This window comes from Acinetobacter sp. 148, assembly GCF_031196675.1.
Taxonomy (GTDB): domain Bacteria; phylum Pseudomonadota; class Gammaproteobacteria; order Pseudomonadales; family Moraxellaceae; genus Acinetobacter; species Acinetobacter baumannii.
The window spans coordinates 173,291-191,622 of sequence record NZ_JAVIMT010000090.1 but is presented as its reverse complement, the minus strand read 5'-3'; the positions used below and the strand labels follow the sequence as shown (position 1 = coordinate 191,622).

Below are 18,332 nucleotides of genomic sequence, written 5' to 3'. Positions count from 1 at the left end.
GGTGCGTCAAGCAACAGTTTATATTGATCGCCAAGCGCTTCAATATAATTTAAACCGTGTCAAACAACTCGCAGCAAATTCAAAAATCGTAAGCATGGTAAAGGCCAATGCATACGGACATGGAGTCAAAGACTGTTTAGCAGCCTTAAATGCCTCAGATGCCTTTGGTGTCGCCTGCCTACAAGAAGGATTAGAAATCCGTGAACTCGGTTTCAAGCAACCAGTTACTTTAATTGAAGGGGTATTTTCTGAAGATGAAATGCCCATCGCAATTGAACAAAAATTTGAATGCGTCATTCACCATCAACAACAGTTTGAATGGTTAATTAAACACAAACAAGCATATATTGCCCAAGGCTTAAAAGCATGGGTTAAATTAAATAGCGGTATGAACCGTTTAGGTTTTAAAAACCCAGAAATTATTGAAGTGATTAAGACATTAAAGTCTGAAGGTTTTACATGTGTACTTGCTATGCATTTTGCAAATGCAGATGTAGACCACCCTTTAAATGAACAACAAAAACAGCAATTTTTGCATATTAAAGAAACTTGCGATCCAATTTTAGCATCATGCTGTAATTCAGCTGCCATCTTTAAATGGCCAGAACTAAATTTTGACTATGTACGTCCTGGTATTATGCTCTACGGCGCTTCACCTTTTGCAGATAAAACAGTGCATGATCTTGATTTGAAACCTGTCATGACTTTTACTGCAGAAATAATAGCGTTAAACCATATTGAAGCTGGTGAACACGTAGGTTATGGCTCTACTTTTTGTGCTCAACAGGCTATGGATATCGCCATTGTTTCTATTGGCTATGGTGATGGTTATCCAAGAGCTTATGTTAAGCAAAATTTTGTCGCTATTGATGGTAAACTTTGCCCAGTTGTGGGCCGTGTAAGTATGGATATGATTGCGATTGATGTGACAAATACTCAAGTAAAACTTGGCACCCAAGTTGAACTTTGGGGAAATTACCGTTTAGTTGATGATGTGGCTGAAGCAAATGGCACAATCGGCTATGAATTACTTTGCCGTCTAAGTTCTCGCCCAGTCCGTCAGGGTACTTAAAGTTCACTAAATAAAAAATCCAAGCACTGCTTGGATTTTTTTTGAATAAATTTTAGCGCCAATAATCATCTGTAGGTTTTGGCATTTCCTGTAAACCACGGCGTAACGTATCTGACCATTGACGACTAATTTGTGAAAAATATGGATCATCTTCAGTAATTCGCTTACCCATAGGGATCACAAAACTATCTTTACTATAAACCAATGCATCTAACGGCAAACCAACAGAGACATTAGAACGCAATGTAGAATCAAATGAAATTAAACTACAACGAAGAGCATCATCTAATGGCATCGCATAATATAAAGCTCGATCTAAAATAGGTTTGCCATATTTACTTTCGCCAATTTGAAAGTAAGGCGTATCTGTGGTGGCACAAATAAAATTGCCTTGCGGATAAACATTATAAAGCTGCATATCTCCGCCTTTGATTTGCCCACCCACTAAAATACTACAGGCATAATTCATTTGTTCTTGGGTATCTGAACTGATATCTTCTAAAACGCTTTTCAAGGTTTTACCGACTAGATCAGCCACCTCAAACATAGTATTAATGCTATATAAATTAGGCTCTTGTTGCAAAATAAGTGCATTTTGCAAATGCCCGATAACCGCTTGTGTAGTTGCTAAATTGCCTGCTGTTTGCAAGGCAATAAACCGCTCTCCCGTTACTCCAAAAGTATGCAGTTTACGGAACACAGAAATATGATCGACCCCGGCATTAGTTCGAGTGTCACTTATAAACACCAAACCCTGTTCCAATCTCAGCGCACAACAATAGGTCATTTCGTTCTCTTTACATTCAACAAGCCAGCACTTGAACCACAGACATCATATTTTCAGTACCACCTTTTTCTCGCACTCCCCTAATGGGCGCAACATCGAGATAGTCCCGACCAACAGCAAGATAAATATGATGCTTTGGTGTAAACAATTGATTGCTCACATCAAAACAATACCACTGATTATCTAAAAATACCTCCGCCCAAGCGTGACTGGCAAGGTGTGGAGAATTTTGATCAAATAGATAACCAGAGACATAACGTGCTGGTAATTGTAACGCACGGCACATAGCGATTAAAACATGTGCATGATCTTGACACACCCCCTGACCTGCCTGAAAGGCTTGCGTAGCCGTTGTATGAACAGATGTACTATCCGGTTGATATGGCATCTTTTGCAGAATATTTTCACTGAGCAAAGCAATATGTTGTCGATCTTTGACAGTTACAATTCTCTGGGCAAAATCCAACATTTCAGCATTATATTTAGTGGCCTCTGTACTTTGGAGAAATAGATTTATTGGTATAGATACATCTACTCCTCCTATTTCTGTATTTAGAAGCTCTACAATACCTTGTGCCATAAAAGTAAGGTGCTGATACTCATAACGCTGGCTAGCCGTTATCCAAAAATTATTAAAAATATCTCTTTTGAGCGTCTTGTCACCAGGTACACTGATTGCCCAATTCATAACATGTTGATGCAGCGATGTTTGAGGCATCATCTTGATATACTGAATACTGTTTTTAGCAGTTTCAGTATAGTTATAATGCGTTTGATGATTAACCATCAATTTCATAATTATGCCTCGAACATATATTCCAACTGCTGGGTAAAATTATAATAAGCATCCCAATTTGGATGATCTTTTAATAATTGCCATGGTTGGGTTAATTTATTCCATCCTAAGTCATTCAGCTGTTGAAGTAATTTTTCTAGCTCCTGCAAGAGCTGTGTAACGTCTTGCTGAAAACGTAGTTGTATATCAAATAATTCTATCTTTTGTCCTAAATGCAGAAATAACGCTATATCTTCATGTTCAGCATCAAGTATATGATTACATTTCGCTAAAGCCTGCTTTAATGAATCAGGATGAGCTTGGACTCCCTTAATCGCATGATTTAATTCTGCATAGGCATTTGAATATAATATTCCTCTTAACTCTTGAATATTATCTTTAGCAATAGCGAACTGATTCAGTAATGAATATGTTTGTTTCGTATCCAACATATAGCAATTCAGTAATTCTGCTTGATCAATGACTAGCCCAAATGCTGCTGCAAATTGGGCTGCTTTAGCATCATCTGTAAATGGCAAATGTGATACAGCAAATTGAATTCGCATTAAATAACGACCCAACCAATAAATGTGGTGCGCACTCGAATTGAGTAAAACCATAAATTTCCTCTTTAACCAACCATTAAGAATGTAGCGTTTCAACGACCCATGTATCTTTAATACCTCCTCCTTGTGAGGAGTTAACGACTAAAGAACCTGCCTGCATGGCTACTCGTGTTAAACCTCCGGGCACAATTTCGGTCCGATAAGGAGAACTGAGTACAAACGGGCGTAGGTCGATGTGGCGCTCAGCCACCCCTGCTGTAGTTAAAGTCGGTGCAACCGATAAAGCCAATGTTGGCTGGGCAATATATTCATGCGGTGTAGCAAGCAGTTTTTGTCTAAATTCATCAATTTCACATGAGCTTGCTTTAGGACCAATTAACATGCCATATCCACCCGATCCTTGAGCTTCTTTAATGACCAATTGATCTAAATGAGCCAGTACATAGTCCAGATGTTCTTTCTCACGGCACTGGTAAGTAGGTACATTCTTCAAAATTGGTGTTTCACCCAAATAATATTGGATCATCTGATCAACATATGGATAAATCGATTTATCATCAGCTACTCCAGTGCCGGGTGCATTGGCAATTACTACATTTTTTTGTAAATAAGCAGACATTAAACCTGCCACACCTAAAGCACTATCAGGTCTAAATGCAAGTGGGTCTAAAAAATCATCATCTAAACGGCGATAAATCACATCAACCTTTTGACGGCCGCGAATCGTTTTTACAAATACTTGATCATTTTCTACAAATAAATCTCGATTGGTAACCAGTGGCACATCCATTTCACGTGCTAAAAAAGCGTGTTCATAATAAGCACTGTTAAAACGTCCTGGCGTTAAGACCACAATAAAAGGCTGATCAACCTCAGAGTTTTCTTGAAGTATTTCTTTTAATAAGCTTGGATAGTGTTCAATACCTTGCAGATTGTTAGCAGCGCAGAGCTCAGGCATGAGTTGCTGACTAATATTCCTGCATTCAATCATATAAGATACGCCAGATGGCGTTCTTAAATTATCTTCAAGTACAAAAAACTCGCCTTCACTGTCACGAATAATATCTATTCCGCTAATTTGAGAATAAATTTTGCCTTTTAGCGTGTGTTTAAGCATATGGGGCTGAAAAGCCTCATGACAAATAATCTGACTTTCCGGAATTAATTGCTCTTTTAAAATATGTTGCCCATGATAGATGTCATCTAAAAAATAATTGAGCGCTTTAACTCGCTGTGCGCAGCCAGCTGCGATTTTTTCCCACTGTTTTTTTTCAATAACCCTTGGAATGAGATCAAAAGGTATCGTTCTCTCCACTCCTTCCTTATCACCGTATACGTTAAATGTAATGCCGTGATAGAGAAAATGTTGCTTAGCCTCCGCATTTAATTGTTTCAACTCATCCAAAGTACGAATGCTCAGCCATTGTTCAATTTTTTTAGAGGCCACACCGTTAGATGTTGCATCATCTAACATCTCATTAAAAAACTGCGATTTTAGTTGTTCAAATAGGTTCGACTGTACGGAAAGATTTTCTATAAACGAAGTTTGGTTAAGTAATGCGTTGGTCGCCTGTTCCTGTAAAAAATAATCAATATCGGCTTGTAGGTCTTTCTCTTGTTCTGACATAGCAACCTCGTCTTATCATTTATCTATATTTCATTTTTAAATAAGCAATTTCAGTGCCACTTATATCTATAATGCTTATTGAGTATCATTGTTATAACTTTCTTCTAAATTTTAGCATTGATTGTAAAAGCTGCTATAAACCGAATCTGACAAACTTGCTAAATCTGTAAAGTTTTTTTATTGTGTTGACACCAAAGCAATTGGATATAGATGTATTACGCTTATGTCTGTAACGGAAAAAGAAACTTCAAATAGTTTATATCGCCAATGGCAGATTCTATCTCGCCTTCCTACCGGTAAATGGATCGGAACTCGAGAATTGCAAGAAATGCTTGAGCGTGAAGGTATTGAAATCAGTTTAAGGACAATTCAGCGTGATTTAAACCAAATTGCTCAGCGTTTTCCAATTGAAAGTAATAAAGCTGTACCTCAAGGCTGGCGTTGGCAATCAGATGCACCAATTCAAAGCTTACCGCATATGACAAGCTCTCAAGCTGTAACTTTTATGATGGTTGAGGAACATCTCAAACATTTACTTCCACCCAGTCTCCTTGACGAGATGGGGCCTTGGTTTGATTTGGCAAAACGTAGTCTGTCTACACAAAATAATGTGAGACAGTGGATTAATCGTGTCCGTATTGTGCCAGCAAGCCAACCTCTTATTCCACCTGTAGTGGACCGTGCTGCTCAACAGGCAATTTATGAAGGTCTACTACAAGACAAACAGATTGAGTGTGTCTATCGGGCCCGTGTAAATCAAGGTGAAGATAAAACTTATATTTTAAATCCTCTTGCTTTGGTCCAAAAAGGTGCTGTGATTTACTTAATTTGTACTCGCCATGATAAAACTGAAGTACAAACATTTGCCTTGCATCGATTCAAATCCGCTAAAGTTTTAGAAAGTCGGGCTTTACACCCTGTCAATTTCGATATTGACCATTATATTGACTCAGGGGCTTTAGGTTTCAGAGTAGATTACAACCAACCTACTGAATCTATTCAGCTTACTTTAACCATGACCGAGCAAACTGCTAAAACTTTTTATGAAAGTCAGTTAAGTAAAGATCAGACCATTACCCCAATTGAAGAAAATATTGTCGAAGTTACGGCGACCGTTCCATTTACATCCCAACTCGTATGGTGGTTACGGAGTTTTGGTAAAAAACTGCTTCATATTGAGCCAGTCCAAGTACACAATGCTGTGCGAGAAATTGAGCCTGATAGCAAATAATCAGTAGATATAAAAAAGAGAACCATATGGTTCTCTTTAGATTTTGAATTGTAATTTTCTTAATTTTATATTGGCATTTATACTTTTATTTATTTTCAGATCAATATGTTTTCCCCCACCAAAACTGATCTGCTTCTTCTTTTGCGCTATGTTGAACATGAGCATTGGCATGCCATTTCATATCCATTGTAGCGAATTGATTTCATTGTCATGTTTAAAGCCCTCTTGTTTGAACGTGAATTTAATATAACTTTCGCTTTAAAACTTGTGAAATAAGAAAAAAAGGATGCAAAATCTCTTTTGATGCTTAGGAAAATTCCATATATTTTTTGATCAGAAAATAAAAAAGCCCAGTCTTAACCGGGCTTTTTTACACGCTTAAATAATTAAGCCGTTTTTTTCGTCATATTATTTTTACGAATCGTGATCATTACAAGCTGAACAGCAGCTGGGGTAACACCAGGAATACGGCTCGCTTGAGCTAATGTCTCCGGACGAACTGTTTTCAACTTCTGAGTAATTTCGCGAGATAAACCTGAAACGACGTCATAATCAAAATCAGCAGGAATTTTAGTTTCTTCAAGACGTTTTAATTGAGCTACATCTTCATGCTGACGGTTAATATAACCTTCATATTTAACAGCAATTTCAATTTGCTCGCCGACCTGTTGTGAAACTTCAGAACCTGTAAGTTCCGCAATTTGGCCAAAATTAATATTAGGACGTTTAAGCAAGTCAATCGCACTACATTCTTTACTTAAATCAGCACCTGTCATTTCAACAAACTTTTTACCCATTGGGTTGTTAGGTGCCGCCCATAAATGTTGTAGACGAGATGTTTCGCGCTCAACAGCTTCCATTTTTTCGCAATAAGCTGCCCAACGAACATCATCAACCAAACCAAGCTCACGACCAATAGTTGTTAAACGTTGATCGGCATTATCTTCACGTAACATCAAACGATATTCCGCACGTGAAGTGAACATACGGTATGGCTCTTTCGTACCTAGGGTAATCAAGTCGTCAACCAATACACCCATATAAGCTTGGTCACGTTTAGGTGTCCATTCTTCTTGTTCCCATGCACGGCGTGCAGCATTCAAGCCTGCAAGTAAACCTTGGGCACCAGCTTCTTCATAACCGGTAGTACCATTAATTTGCCCTGCAAAATACAAGCCGTTAATTGCTTTGGTTTCTAGGGTAAATTTCAAAGCTTGCGGGTTGAAATAGTCATATTCGATTGCATAACCCGGACGTAAGATATGGGCATTTTCCATACCGCGAATCGAGCGCACAAGTTCAAACTGAACATCAAATGGTAATGAAGTCGAAATACCATTTGGATAAAGTTCATGTGTATCAAGGCCTTCTGGCTCTAAGAATACCTGATGCGAGTCTTTATCAGAGAAACGATGAATCTTATCTTCAATTGAAGGACAGTAACGTGGACCTACCCCTTCAATAACACCGGTATACATTGGTGAACGGTCTAAGCCACCACGAATAATGTCATGAGTTTTTTCGTTAGTATGCGTGATATAGCAGTTCACTTGTTCTGGGTGCATAGCCACATCACCCATGAACGACATTACCGGAGACGGGAAGTCGCCTGGTTGTGGTGTCATAACAGAAAAATCAACTGAACGTGCATCAATACGTGGAGGTGTACCTGTTTTTAAACGGCCTACCGGTAATTTCAACTCACGAAGACGCTGAGCAAGAGCAATAGAAGGAGGATCACCAGCACGACCGCCGCTTGATTTCTCTAAACCAACGTGAATAACACCGCCCAAGAATGTACCAGTAGTTAACACAACAGTTTTTGCATCAAAGCGGATACCCATTTGGGTCACAACACCCTTAACTGTATCGCCTTCAACAATCAGGTCATCAGCCGCCTGTTGGAAAATATCAAGATTTGCTTGGTTTTCTAAGGTCTCACGAATCGCAGCTTTATAGCGAACACGGTCAGCCTGAGCACGCGTTGCACGTACTGCAGCACCTTTACGCGAGTTTAAAATACGGAATTGAATACCACCTTTATCGGCAGCTAAAGCCATTGCACCGCCAAGCGCATCAATTTCACGAACTAAGTGTGACTTACCAATACCACCAATCGCTGGGTTACAGCTCATCTGACCCAAAGTCTCAATGTTATGGGTCAAAAGCAAAGTCTGTCGTCCCATACGCGCAGCAGCAAGCGCCGCTTCCGTACCTGCGTGACCGCCACCGATAACGATAACATCATAAACTTTAGGATAGTGCATGAGTACAAAAACACCAGAAAAAAAAGACGGAACATTATAGCAAAATTATCTGCTTATAGATGTACATAATTACAAAATTGTCGTGACATGATTTACGGTAAGCCACATGTTTTGACATTTTGTTTCATGAATTCAATACAAAGTGAATGTTTTTAAAACTTTTTCATTTTAGAATAAAAAACGTACAGCACTTCTATGACTTTAAAATTAACGCAACTAGAAGGAACACAAAATGAAAACGACCATGTTGAAAATCTTAACAGCATCTCTAATTTGTTTTTCAGGCGTAACTTTTACACACGCTGCTGACACGAGTAAAGCTGAAACTCAAAAACAAATTCGAGTATGTGCAAAAAAACAGCAAGGTGAATGGGTTTCTTACAATCACAACGGTGTAACCTTTAATGGTACTTGCCAGCCGAACGAAAATGGCAAATTACAATTCAAGGCCCCTGCTCCTTAATACAGTTTTAACTTAAGATATAGAGAAATCGTTTTATATTCTCCTATATCACATCATCATTTTCAAAAAGCGGTCCATTAAAGATGGGCCGTTTTCTTTTTTAAACTACTCTAGTCAGCTACAATATGCCTTTAAATAAAATTTTAGGTCCTTTTCGTGAAGTGGTTACAAATACACATTACCGTTGATCAAGAACAAGTTGAATTCACAGAAACACTTTTAATGTCTCTAGGTGCGGTAAGCGTAACTTTGGATGATGCCGAAGATCAGGCTTTACTGGAACCATTACCAGGTGAAACACCACTCTGGAACAAAGTCATTGTTACTGGTATTTACCAACAAGACGAACAAGACCCAATTGATGTTGATACTTTAGAAGCTTTCTTAAAAGCACAACTTCCAGATGTGCCGATGCGTCATGAAGAACTTGAAGATCAAGTTTGGGAACGCGCATGGATGGATTATTATGAACCAATTCAGATTGGGGAAAAATTCTGGATTGTTCCTGAATGGTTAGAGCCACCAGAAGCAGATGCTACAAATATTAAGCTTGACCCAGGCCTTGCTTTTGGTACAGGTAATCATGCAAGTACTTTCTTATGCTTACAATGGTTAGGTAAAACTGATGTTAAAGATAAGATCGTGATTGATTATGGCTGTGGCTCAGGCATTTTAGGTGTTGCAGCTTTATTATTAGGCGCTAAGAAAGTCTATGCGACAGACATCGACCCACAAGCAGTTTTAGCAACTAAACAAAATGCAGAACTCAATGGTGTATTAGACCGTTTATACGTAGGTCTTCCTGAAGAGTTTGATCAAGAATTCAAACCTCAACAAGCAGATGTTTTAGTCGCAAATATTTTAGCGGGTCCTTTAATGGCACTTGCGCCAGAGTTTGCAAAATTACTTAAATCTGATGGTGATTTCGCACTTGCTGGTGTAATCGAAGAGCAAGTTGCTGATGTTTCAGGTGTTTATTCTGAATTTTTTGATATATTAGATGTCGAAAAGCGCGAAGAAAACTGGTGCCGCATTTCAGGAAAACGTAAAACAACAAATTGAGATGTTTTAACTCATGAATGAAAAACAAACCCGCTGCCCTAAGTGTCTAACAGTTTATAAAGTTTCTCTTACTCAGTTAACTGTTGCTCAGGGTATGGTTTGTTGCCCTAAATGTAATTTAAATTTTAATGCTCTGACTAATTTAGTAAATGTTGAGCAGCCGGAAACGGTAAATTCATCTGCTTTAGCTCATGGCTCTATGCAAACACGATATATGACCCATTCTCATGTGTTAGATATCTTTGATCAAAAAGTTGAAAACTCTAATATTGATCTTTTGACTTATTTGAATAATTTAAATTACTTCCATAATGAACCTATTAATGCTCTTCCTAACCTTAATTTGGCTGAGCAAGCAACCTCTCCTGAACAAGATAACGGTAAAAAGCATAGCTGGTTGTACTATACGCTTTGGAGTTCTGCAAATCTGATTCTGATTTTGGTTTTTACTTTTCAGATTCTTTGGTTTAACCCTAAACTCATGCAACAAAGCCCTGCGATTAGCCATGCATTTAATTATGTTTGTCAAATATTGCATTGCAACAAGTCAGCTGAACAATATCAACTTCTTTATATAGAAAAAGTAAAGCTACGTAAAATTGGTACAGAGCATACTCAACTTTCAGGTGTTCTCATAAATCAGAATAATAAAAGTATTGAGTTACCCAACCTAAAACTCAGCTTTGGCAAAGAAACCGATCAAGAAGAAATCATTTTTACCCCTCAACAATACTTGGTCGAAAATTTACGGGGTATTCAACGTATTCCGACCAATACACCTTTTAGATTCCAAGTTGAGCTAAATAAAAGCAAAAAAAGCCTAGTAAATTATCGATTAGAAATTGTCCACCCCTAATTTGTAAAAAAAGTGAAAAAAAATTAAAAAAAAATGCAGTTAATTTGCTCACTTTTTCCTAGACAATGGTATGATACGCGCCACGAAAGCTTTGACTCATATACTCCTCGCTCTCAATTCAAAAAATATACTGTTAAGCATGTGTGCTTTTCTACATTAAGCGCATAGCCTAACTTTTTTTGTTTTTGAGGGGGCTGTAACAAATATTTAATTATTGTTACGCTTATTTTTTACTCAATACGAAGAAATATGGCAAGCTAATTGTTCTTATGTTTTAGAGTCACTGTTTTAGGATCTAAAACAGGACTCCGTATTTTTAGACCACATTTATATACTACTTTACCCAAGCTAGTATTTGATTTTCGGATTAACTCGCATGAATAGCAAATCTCCTATTTTTACTGCACAATCTGATGTTGCTCTTCGCATCCACGTGGATCGCGCAGTTCGCCATTATTTTGCACAATTGCAAGGTGAGCAACCATCTCAGGTATATGACATGGTGCTAGCAGAAATGGAGAAACCTCTTTTATCTGTAGTTCTAGAATATACTCGTGGTAACCAAACACGTGCCGCAGAAATTCTTGGACTCAACCGTGGCACTTTACGTAAAAAGTTAAAAGCTCACGGTTTAATGAGTGAATAAATGATAAAATGCTCACGGCTTCGTGGGCATTTTTTTTGTGCTTCTAATTGGTTTTAATCCGTAGACTTGAAATTGTTGACTTGAACATCATGACTATTAAACGTGCTTTGATTTCTGTATCAGACAAAACAGGAATTGTCGAATTTGCTCAAAACCTTGCAGCTTTAGGGGTAGAATTATTATCTACAGGCGGCACATACAAGTTGCTTAAAGATAATAATATTGCTGTTGTTGAAGTATCTGAACATACCGGTTTCCCGGAAATGATGGATGGCCGTGTTAAAACACTACACCCAAAAATTCATGGCGGTATTTTGGCTCGTCGTGGTCTAGACGAAGCTGTTATGCAAGAACACAACATCGATCCAATCGATTTAGTTGTAGTTAACCTTTACCCATTTGCGGCTACAGTAGCTAAACCTAACTGTTCTCTTGCTGATGCTATCGAAAATATCGACATCGGTGGTCCAACAATGGTACGTGCTGCTGCTAAGAACCATGCATCTGTCGGTATTGTGGTAAATGCTTCAGATTACGATACAGTTATTAGCGAATTAAAATCTTCTGGTTCACTTTCTTACGAAACACGCTTCGATTTAGCGGTTAAAGCATTTGAACATACAGCTCAATATGACGGCATGATTGCTTCTTACTTAGGCGCTCGCGTTGGTAAGGCCGAAGGTGAAGCAGATTTATTCCCTCGTACGTTCAATACCCAATTAAACAAAGCACAAGATTTACGTTACGGTGAAAATCCACACCAATCTGCTGCTTTCTATGTTGAAGCAAATGCAAAAGAAGCTTCTGTTTCTACTGCAAAACAATTACAAGGCAAAGAATTGTCTTATAACAACATTGCCGATACTGATGCTGCCCTTGAGTGCGTAAAATCATTTGCAAAACCAGCTTGTGTCATCGTAAAACATGCTAACCCTTGTGGTGTTGCCGTTTCTTTAGACGGTATTAAAGCTGCTTATGATTTAGCTTACGCAACAGATCCAGAATCTGCTTTCGGCGGTATTATTGCATTTAACCGTGAGTTAGATGTTGCTACTGCTCAAGCAATTGTAGATCGCCAATTCGTTGAAGTAATTATTGCTCCAAGTATTGCTGATGGTGTACTTGAAGTTACTGGCGCGAAGAAAAATGTTCGTGTTTTAGTATGTGGTGAATTACCTGCAATTGATGCACGTGCTCCACAACTTGACTATAAACGCGTTAACGGCGGCTTACTTGTTCAAGACCAAGACTTGGGCATGATTACTAAAGATGATCTTAAAGTTGTGACTAAACGTGCACCAACAGAACAAGAAATTGATGATCTTATTTTCGCATGGAAAGTTGCGAAATACGTAAAATCAAACGCTATTGTTTATGCCAAAAACCGTCAAACTATTGGTGTAGGTGCAGGCCAAATGAGCCGTGTTAACTCAGCACGTATCGCAGCAATTAAAGCTGAGCATGCTGGTCTGGTTGTTGAAGGCGCAGTTATGGCATCTGATGCATTCTTCCCGTTCCGTGACGGTATTGATAATGCAGCAAAAGCTGGCATTAAATGCATTATTCAACCGGGTGGTTCTATGCGTGATGAAGAAGTTATTGCAGCTGCTGATGAAGCTGGCATTGCAATGGTCTTCACTGGGATGCGCCATTTCCGCCACTAATTTAAATTTAGTCCTCCCTAACCCTCCTTTTATTCAGGAGGGTTTTCCACAATAATGGAACTATCTCTCCACCTTGAGAAATAGAGGGGGATGAAAAAGGATTAAAGTTAAGGAACAAATTAAAAATGAATATTTTAGTTTTAGGTAGTGGTGGTCGTGAGCATGCTTTAGCATGGAAAATCGCGCAAGATGCCAAAGTTACTCAAGTTTTCGTTGCGCCTGGTAACGCAGGAACTGCAACAGAACCAAAATGCGTTAACGTTCAGCTCGATATTTTAGACAACCCGGCAATTATTGCTTTTGCTAAAGAAAATAATGTTGAACTGATTGTTGTTGGCCCAGAAGCGCCATTAGTAAATGGTGTTGTTGATGCTGCGCGTGAAGCAGGCGTAAAAATTTGGGGACCTACTCAATATGCAGCACAGCTTGAAGGTTCAAAAGCATTTGCTAAGCACTTTTTAAAACGCCACAACATTCCAACTGCTTTTTATGAAGTATTTACGGAAGTTGATGCAGCAAAAGCTTATGTTGAAAAAAATGGCGCACCAATTGTAATTAAAGCTGACGGTCTTGCGGCTGGTAAAGGCGTTATCGTTGCAATGACCAATGAAGAAGCTTTTGCAGCAATTGATGACATGCTTGCAGGCAACAAATTTGGTGATGCAGGCTCACGTGTTGTAATTGAACAGTTCCTTGCTGGTGAAGAAGCTTCTTTCATTTGTATGATTGACGGTAAAAACATTTTACCAATGGCAACTTCACAAGATCACAAACGTATTTTTGAAGGTGACCAAGGTCCTAACACAGGTGGTATGGGTGCCTACTCTCCTGCTCCAGTTGTGACTCCAGACGTTTTTGAGCGTGTAATGAATGAAATTATGCGCCCAACTGTTGATGGTATGGCTGCTGATGGACATGTTTATACTGGCTTCTTATATGCTGGTTTAATGATTGATGAACAAGGTCAACCACGCGTAATTGAGTTTAACTGCCGTTTCGGTGATCCGGAAACTCAACCTATCATGATGCGTTTGAAGTCATCTCTTGTTGATTTGGTTGAAGCAGGTATCGCAGGTAACTTACCAAGCGAAGCAGAATGGGATGAGCGTAAGTCAATCGGTATTGTACTTGCAGCAGAAGGTTACCCAGACAGCGTGCGTAAAGGTGACGTTATCTCAGGTATCGGTCAATCACCAGAAGATACTAAAATCTTCCATGCAGGCACTGCTACTCGTGAAGATGGCCATATCGTTACTTCTGGCGGACGTGTACTTTGCGTGACTGCTCTAGGTGACAGCGTTCTTGAAGCACAAATCAATGCTTTAGAAGTATGTGGGCAAGTAACCTTCACAGGTATGCAATACCGCAGTGACATTGGTTACCGTGCTATTGCTCGTGAAAAAGCTGAATAAAAATTTAAATAGTAAAAAAGCTCTCTTATGAGGGCTTTTTTATTTTGCTTATTCACTTATCACAAATATTCATATTAATCTTAATTTTTATTCAATTCTGATTAATAAGATCGAAACATGTCCACTATATTGAATATGTTTTTATTGTTATGATTGGTTAAACCGTTGGAACTTTCAACATCACCAATTTTCCCAGCTGAGAGCCAACCCGAATGGTTGAGATCTCTCATAATCAGGACTTTTTTTACATGAAAAAGCTGATCAGTCTTTTTTTAAGCGTGTCTGTAGTATTACTTGCAGCTTGCGGCAAACAGCAAAATGAACCACAAAATGGCAAAGACTCTGCTCAGTTACAAACTGTAGTCATTGCTTCAACTGGTTCTGACGCTGATATTTGGCGCTATATTGCAACTTTACCGGAAACTAAAGCTGCCGGTCTTAAACTTGAGGTGAAAAACTTCACTGATTATGTTGCAATGAATACAGCTACTGCAAACAAAGAAGTTGACCTAAATGCATTCCAATCTTATGCCTACCTTGTTGCATTTAATGCTTCAAATAAAGATAAGATTGCTCCTGTTGCTACAACTTATCTTGAACCAATGGGTATTTACTCGAGTAAATACAAAAAAGTTGATGAGTTCCCTCAAGGTGCAAGCATTGCTATTCCTAATGATGCAGCGAACGAAGCTCGTGCATTGTTATTATTACAAAGCGCAGGTCTAATCAAGCTTAAAGCTGACTTTGATCCAGCGAAAGGCACTCCAAGCGATATTACTGACAACAGCAAAAAAATTGACATTAAACCAATTCAAATGGCAACTGCTGTTCGTGTAAAAGACGAAGTTGATGCAATTGTTTTAGGAAATACTTTAGCAATGGAAGGTGGTTTAAATGTGCTTAAAGATTCTATCTATTATGAGCCAGTTGACCAAAGTACAAAGCTGAATGTAAATATTCTTGCAACTGCTGAATCACGTAAAGATGACCCTGTTCTTCAGAAAGTTGGTCAGCTTTACCACACCGAAGCTGTTAAAAAATACGTTGAACAACACTTTGGTGGTACAAAAGTTGACGTGAATCAGCCAATCAGCTACCTCACGCAAGCTAAATAGTAATATAATAGCTGCAACGCGAAACAGGCAAAGACTCTTTGCCTGTTTTTTCTTTTTAGCATAGTTTTTGACGACATGATTCAATTTAAAAACATTTCAAAGCACTATCAGCTTAAAGGCCAAACTATACGTGCACTGGACCAAATTAATTTGGAAATTCCTGAAGGCAGTATTTTCGGCATTATTGGCTATAGTGGTGCAGGTAAAAGTACTTTAATCCGCCTGATTAACTTACTTGAACGACCAAATGAAGGTCAGGTTATCATTAATCAAAAGGACTTCACTGCTTTGGATGCGCGTTCATTACGTCAGGAACGTGCAAATATTGGTATGATTTTCCAGCACTTCAATTTGCTTCAAACCAAAACAGTTGCTGAAAATATTGAAATGCCAATGCGTCTGCTAAATTACAGCAAAGCAGAACGTGAAAAGCGTTTAAATGAGTTACTTGAATTCATTGATCTTAAGCATAAAAAAGATGCTTATCCGGATGAATTATCTGGCGGTCAGAAACAACGTGTTGGTATCGCTCGTGCTTTAGCCAATCACCCTAAAATTCTTTTGTGTGATGAGGCCACCTCTGCCCTCGACCCACAAACGACAAAGTCGGTTTTAGAATTATTAAAGAAAATTAACCAAGAGCAAAAAATCACAATCGTCATGGTAACTCATGAAATGGATGTGATTGAGACTGTATGTGACCATGTTGCTGTCATGGAAGCTGGTAAAGTGATTGAGCAAGGCTCAACCATTGATATCTTTAGTAATCCACAACATCCGACAACTAAAAACTTTATACAAACTGTTTTACATCAGCAGTTGCCTGTAAATATTTTAAATCAACTTGAAAACCAGCATCATCACAGCATTTATTGCTTACAGTTCTTAGGGCGTTCAGCACAAGAGCCTGTGATTCAGTCGCTTATTAAACAATTTGATATCAGTTTAAATATCTTATTTGCCAATATGACTGAAATTAACGGCACCGTCATTGGTCAGATGTTTGTACAGCTTTTAGGTGATCCACAGTTGATTCGTCAGGCGATTGAGTTTTTAGAGAAAAATGAAGTGAGTGTAGTTCAATCAGGAGATCAAGTATGAGAGATTTAATCGTACAGTGGTTAACTGAACTTACTCAACCTTTCTGGCACAGTTCACTTTCAATTGACCAGTTTGTAACTGCGTTACAAGAAACCTTCCATATGGTGTTCTTTGCGCTTTTATTTGGTGGTATTTGGGGCTTTATCCAAGGGATTATTCTACTTGTAACCCGCCCAGAAGGCATTTTGCCAAATAAATTCATTTATCATTTACTCAACCCAATTGTAAATGCTTTACGTTCTCTGCCATTTATTATTTTACTTATTGCAGTTATTCCACTGACCAAATTATTGGTAGGAACTTCAATTGGTACATGGGCAGCGATCGTTCCTTTAACAATTTACGTTGGACCATATATGGGACGTCTTATTGAGACTTCCCTGCTTGAAGTAAATGAAGGAATTATCGAATCTGCTCAAGCTATGGGTGCAACTCCTTGGCAGATTATTTCGCGCTTTATCTTACCTGAAGCTCGTAGTTCGCTTATTTTGAACTTAACGACTGCTACGATTAGCCTTATTGGTGCAACCGCTATGGCTGGTGCAGTTGGTGCTGGTGGTATTGGTGACTTGGCAATTTCTTATGGCTATCAACGTTTTGATACAAGCGTCGTTATTTTAACGGTTATTGTACTATTACTTTTGGTACAAATCGTTCAAATGCTAGGAAATTGGCTCGCAAAAATGCGCTAATTGAACTCCTAAAAAAGCCCTCTTTTATGAGGGCTTTTTTATTTTAGAGAGTCTAATTTATAGGACATTTTATTAGACAGGTTACTCAAGGTAATTTCTGTTATTATCAAAATTAGCCCGTAGATACTGCTTTTGGATTTAGTTTCAGGATAAAAAAATGCGTTATAGAATTCATTATATTGATGTGCAAAATGCCCTACAAAACTATATCTGGATTTTAGAAGATACTGAGTCTCATGAAGCTGTTGCAGTTGATCCAACAGAGGCTGAGTTAGTCACCCACTTTTGCCAAGAACATCAATTAACTTTAAAACAGATTTGGCTTACCCATTGGCATAAAGACCATATCGGTGGTGTTGCTGATTTAACGGCTAACACGCCTATGGCGGTATATGGCCCAAGAGATGAACTAAGTAAAATCCCTGACATTACTCATCCCTTACAACACGATGATCATCTAAAATTTAATGATTTAAAAGTAGAGATTATTGCAACACCAGGCCATACCTTAGGTCATATTGTATATTTTATTGAAGAGCTTAATGCCCTCTTTTGTGGAGATACCTTATTTGCAATGGGATGCGGGCGACTATTTGAAGGTACAGCAGAACAAATGTACCACTCACTAAATCGTCTTGCTGCACTACCCACTGCAACCAAAGTGTATTGCACACATGAATATACACTTTCTAATGCGGAATTTGCCTTGAGTGTAGAGCCTGAAAACCACGCACTGCAAGAACGTGCTGAACAAGTCCGTATGCTCCGTCAAGAAGGTAAAATTACCTTGCCAAGTAGTATTGAGCTTGAACTAGCAACAAATCCTTTTTTACGTGCTGAAAGTGTAGATGAGTTCGCTCACTTACGTAGCTTAAAAGATAATTTTTAAAATTATAAGCTTTCAACCAAGATACAGTTTAATTTTAAGAACTGTATCTTTTTGAATAAAGCATGTTGCATGAAATTATTTTTTACATTTATTGATTTTAGATTAAT

General features: G+C 38.4%; 17 protein-coding genes. 12 read left to right on the top strand and 5 right to left on the bottom strand.

Features of this window, described 5'->3' with window-relative positions:
* Position 1: 1 nt before the first annotated feature.
* On the top strand, positions 2–1,072 hold the full coding sequence (gene alr, locus RFX69_RS18525) for an alanine racemase (RefSeq protein WP_289332376.1): 1,071 nt from the start codon (positions 2–4) through the stop codon (positions 1,070–1,072).
* A gap of 52 nt (positions 1,073–1,124) precedes the next feature.
* Here alr and RFX69_RS18520 read toward each other — a convergent pair whose 3' ends face one another.
* From RFX69_RS18520 to RFX69_RS18505, 4 genes are read right to left on the bottom strand one after another with little or no spacing between them, the layout of a single operon-like run.
* Complete coding sequence (locus tag RFX69_RS18520) at positions 1,125–1,859, bottom strand: proteasome-type protease (protein WP_000220477.1); 735 nt, start codon at positions 1,857–1,859, stop codon at positions 1,125–1,127.
* Between the two features lie 16 nt (positions 1,860–1,875).
* A complete protein-coding gene (locus RFX69_RS18515) occupies positions 1,876–2,655 on the bottom strand; it encodes a transglutaminase family protein (protein ID WP_289332375.1) in 780 nt (259 codons plus the stop codon).
* Positions 2,656–2,657: 2 nt separating this feature from the next.
* The gene (locus RFX69_RS18510) at positions 2,658–3,254 is read right to left on the bottom strand and encodes an alpha-E domain-containing protein (protein ID WP_289332374.1); all 597 of its coding nucleotides are present in this window, start codon (positions 3,252–3,254) and stop codon (positions 2,658–2,660) included.
* Positions 3,255–3,276: 22 nt separating this feature from the next.
* A complete protein-coding gene (locus tag RFX69_RS18505) occupies positions 3,277–4,827 on the bottom strand; it encodes a circularly permuted type 2 ATP-grasp protein (RefSeq protein ID WP_001295019.1) in 1,551 nt (516 codons plus the stop codon).
* A gap of 223 nt (positions 4,828–5,050) precedes the next feature.
* On the opposite strand from RFX69_RS18505, the gene RFX69_RS18500 reads away from it, so the two are divergent.
* The gene (locus tag RFX69_RS18500) at positions 5,051–6,058 is read left to right on the top strand and encodes a YafY family protein (RefSeq protein ID WP_000117148.1); all 1,008 of its coding nucleotides are present in this window, start codon (positions 5,051–5,053) and stop codon (positions 6,056–6,058) included.
* Between the two features lie 386 nt (positions 6,059–6,444).
* Here the strand turns inward: RFX69_RS18500 and mnmG are convergent, their stop codons facing one another.
* Positions 6,445–8,325, bottom strand: a complete 1,881-nt coding sequence (gene mnmG, locus RFX69_RS18495) for a tRNA uridine-5-carboxymethylaminomethyl(34) synthesis enzyme MnmG (RefSeq protein ID WP_075400100.1) — start codon at positions 8,323–8,325, stop codon at positions 6,445–6,447.
* Positions 8,326–8,557: 232 nt separating this feature from the next.
* On the opposite strand from mnmG, the gene RFX69_RS18490 reads away from it, so the two are divergent.
* The 10 genes from RFX69_RS18490 to gloB all read left to right on the top strand — a co-directional run bounded on the left by RFX69_RS18490 (position 8,558) and on the right by gloB (position 18,225).
* Positions 8,558–8,788, top strand: a complete 231-nt coding sequence (locus RFX69_RS18490) for a hypothetical protein (RefSeq protein WP_000859008.1) — start codon at positions 8,558–8,560, stop codon at positions 8,786–8,788.
* Positions 8,789–8,944: 156 nt separating this feature from the next.
* Positions 8,945–9,850: a 50S ribosomal protein L11 methyltransferase gene (gene prmA, locus RFX69_RS18485; RefSeq protein WP_000871703.1), complete on the top strand. Its 906-nt coding sequence runs from the start codon at positions 8,945–8,947 to the stop codon at positions 9,848–9,850.
* Between the two features lie 13 nt (positions 9,851–9,863).
* Positions 9,864–10,706: a zinc-ribbon and DUF3426 domain-containing protein gene (locus tag RFX69_RS18480; RefSeq protein ID WP_001003277.1), complete on the top strand. Its 843-nt coding sequence runs from the start codon at positions 9,864–9,866 to the stop codon at positions 10,704–10,706.
* Between the two features lie 376 nt (positions 10,707–11,082).
* Positions 11,083–11,352: a DNA-binding transcriptional regulator Fis gene (fis, locus tag RFX69_RS18475; protein WP_001086304.1), complete on the top strand. Its 270-nt coding sequence runs from the start codon at positions 11,083–11,085 to the stop codon at positions 11,350–11,352.
* 89 nt (positions 11,353–11,441) lie between these two features.
* The gene (gene purH / locus RFX69_RS18470; RefSeq protein ID WP_002041327.1) at positions 11,442–13,016 is read left to right on the top strand and encodes a bifunctional phosphoribosylaminoimidazolecarboxamide formyltransferase/IMP cyclohydrolase; all 1,575 of its coding nucleotides are present in this window, start codon (positions 11,442–11,444) and stop codon (positions 13,014–13,016) included.
* 125 nt (positions 13,017–13,141) lie between these two features.
* Positions 13,142–14,428: a phosphoribosylamine--glycine ligase gene (purD, locus tag RFX69_RS18465; protein WP_001024112.1), complete on the top strand. Its 1,287-nt coding sequence runs from the start codon at positions 13,142–13,144 to the stop codon at positions 14,426–14,428.
* Between the two features lie 248 nt (positions 14,429–14,676).
* A complete protein-coding gene (locus tag RFX69_RS18460; protein WP_000733779.1) occupies positions 14,677–15,543 on the top strand; it encodes a MetQ/NlpA family ABC transporter substrate-binding protein in 867 nt (288 codons plus the stop codon).
* 75 nt (positions 15,544–15,618) lie between these two features.
* Positions 15,619–16,644, top strand: a complete 1,026-nt coding sequence (locus RFX69_RS18455) for a methionine ABC transporter ATP-binding protein (RefSeq protein ID WP_000614025.1) — start codon at positions 15,619–15,621, stop codon at positions 16,642–16,644.
* Positions 16,641–17,336 (top strand): methionine ABC transporter permease, encoded by a 696-nt coding sequence (locus RFX69_RS18450; protein ID WP_001205190.1) that lies wholly within the window; start codon positions 16,641–16,643, stop codon positions 17,334–17,336. Before RFX69_RS18455 ends, RFX69_RS18450 begins: the two co-directional genes overlap by 4 nt.
* Before the next feature lie 157 nt (positions 17,337–17,493).
* The gene (gloB, locus tag RFX69_RS18445) at positions 17,494–18,225 is read left to right on the top strand and encodes a hydroxyacylglutathione hydrolase (protein WP_261482640.1); all 732 of its coding nucleotides are present in this window, start codon (positions 17,494–17,496) and stop codon (positions 18,223–18,225) included.
* Positions 18,226–18,332 lie beyond the last annotated feature (107 nt).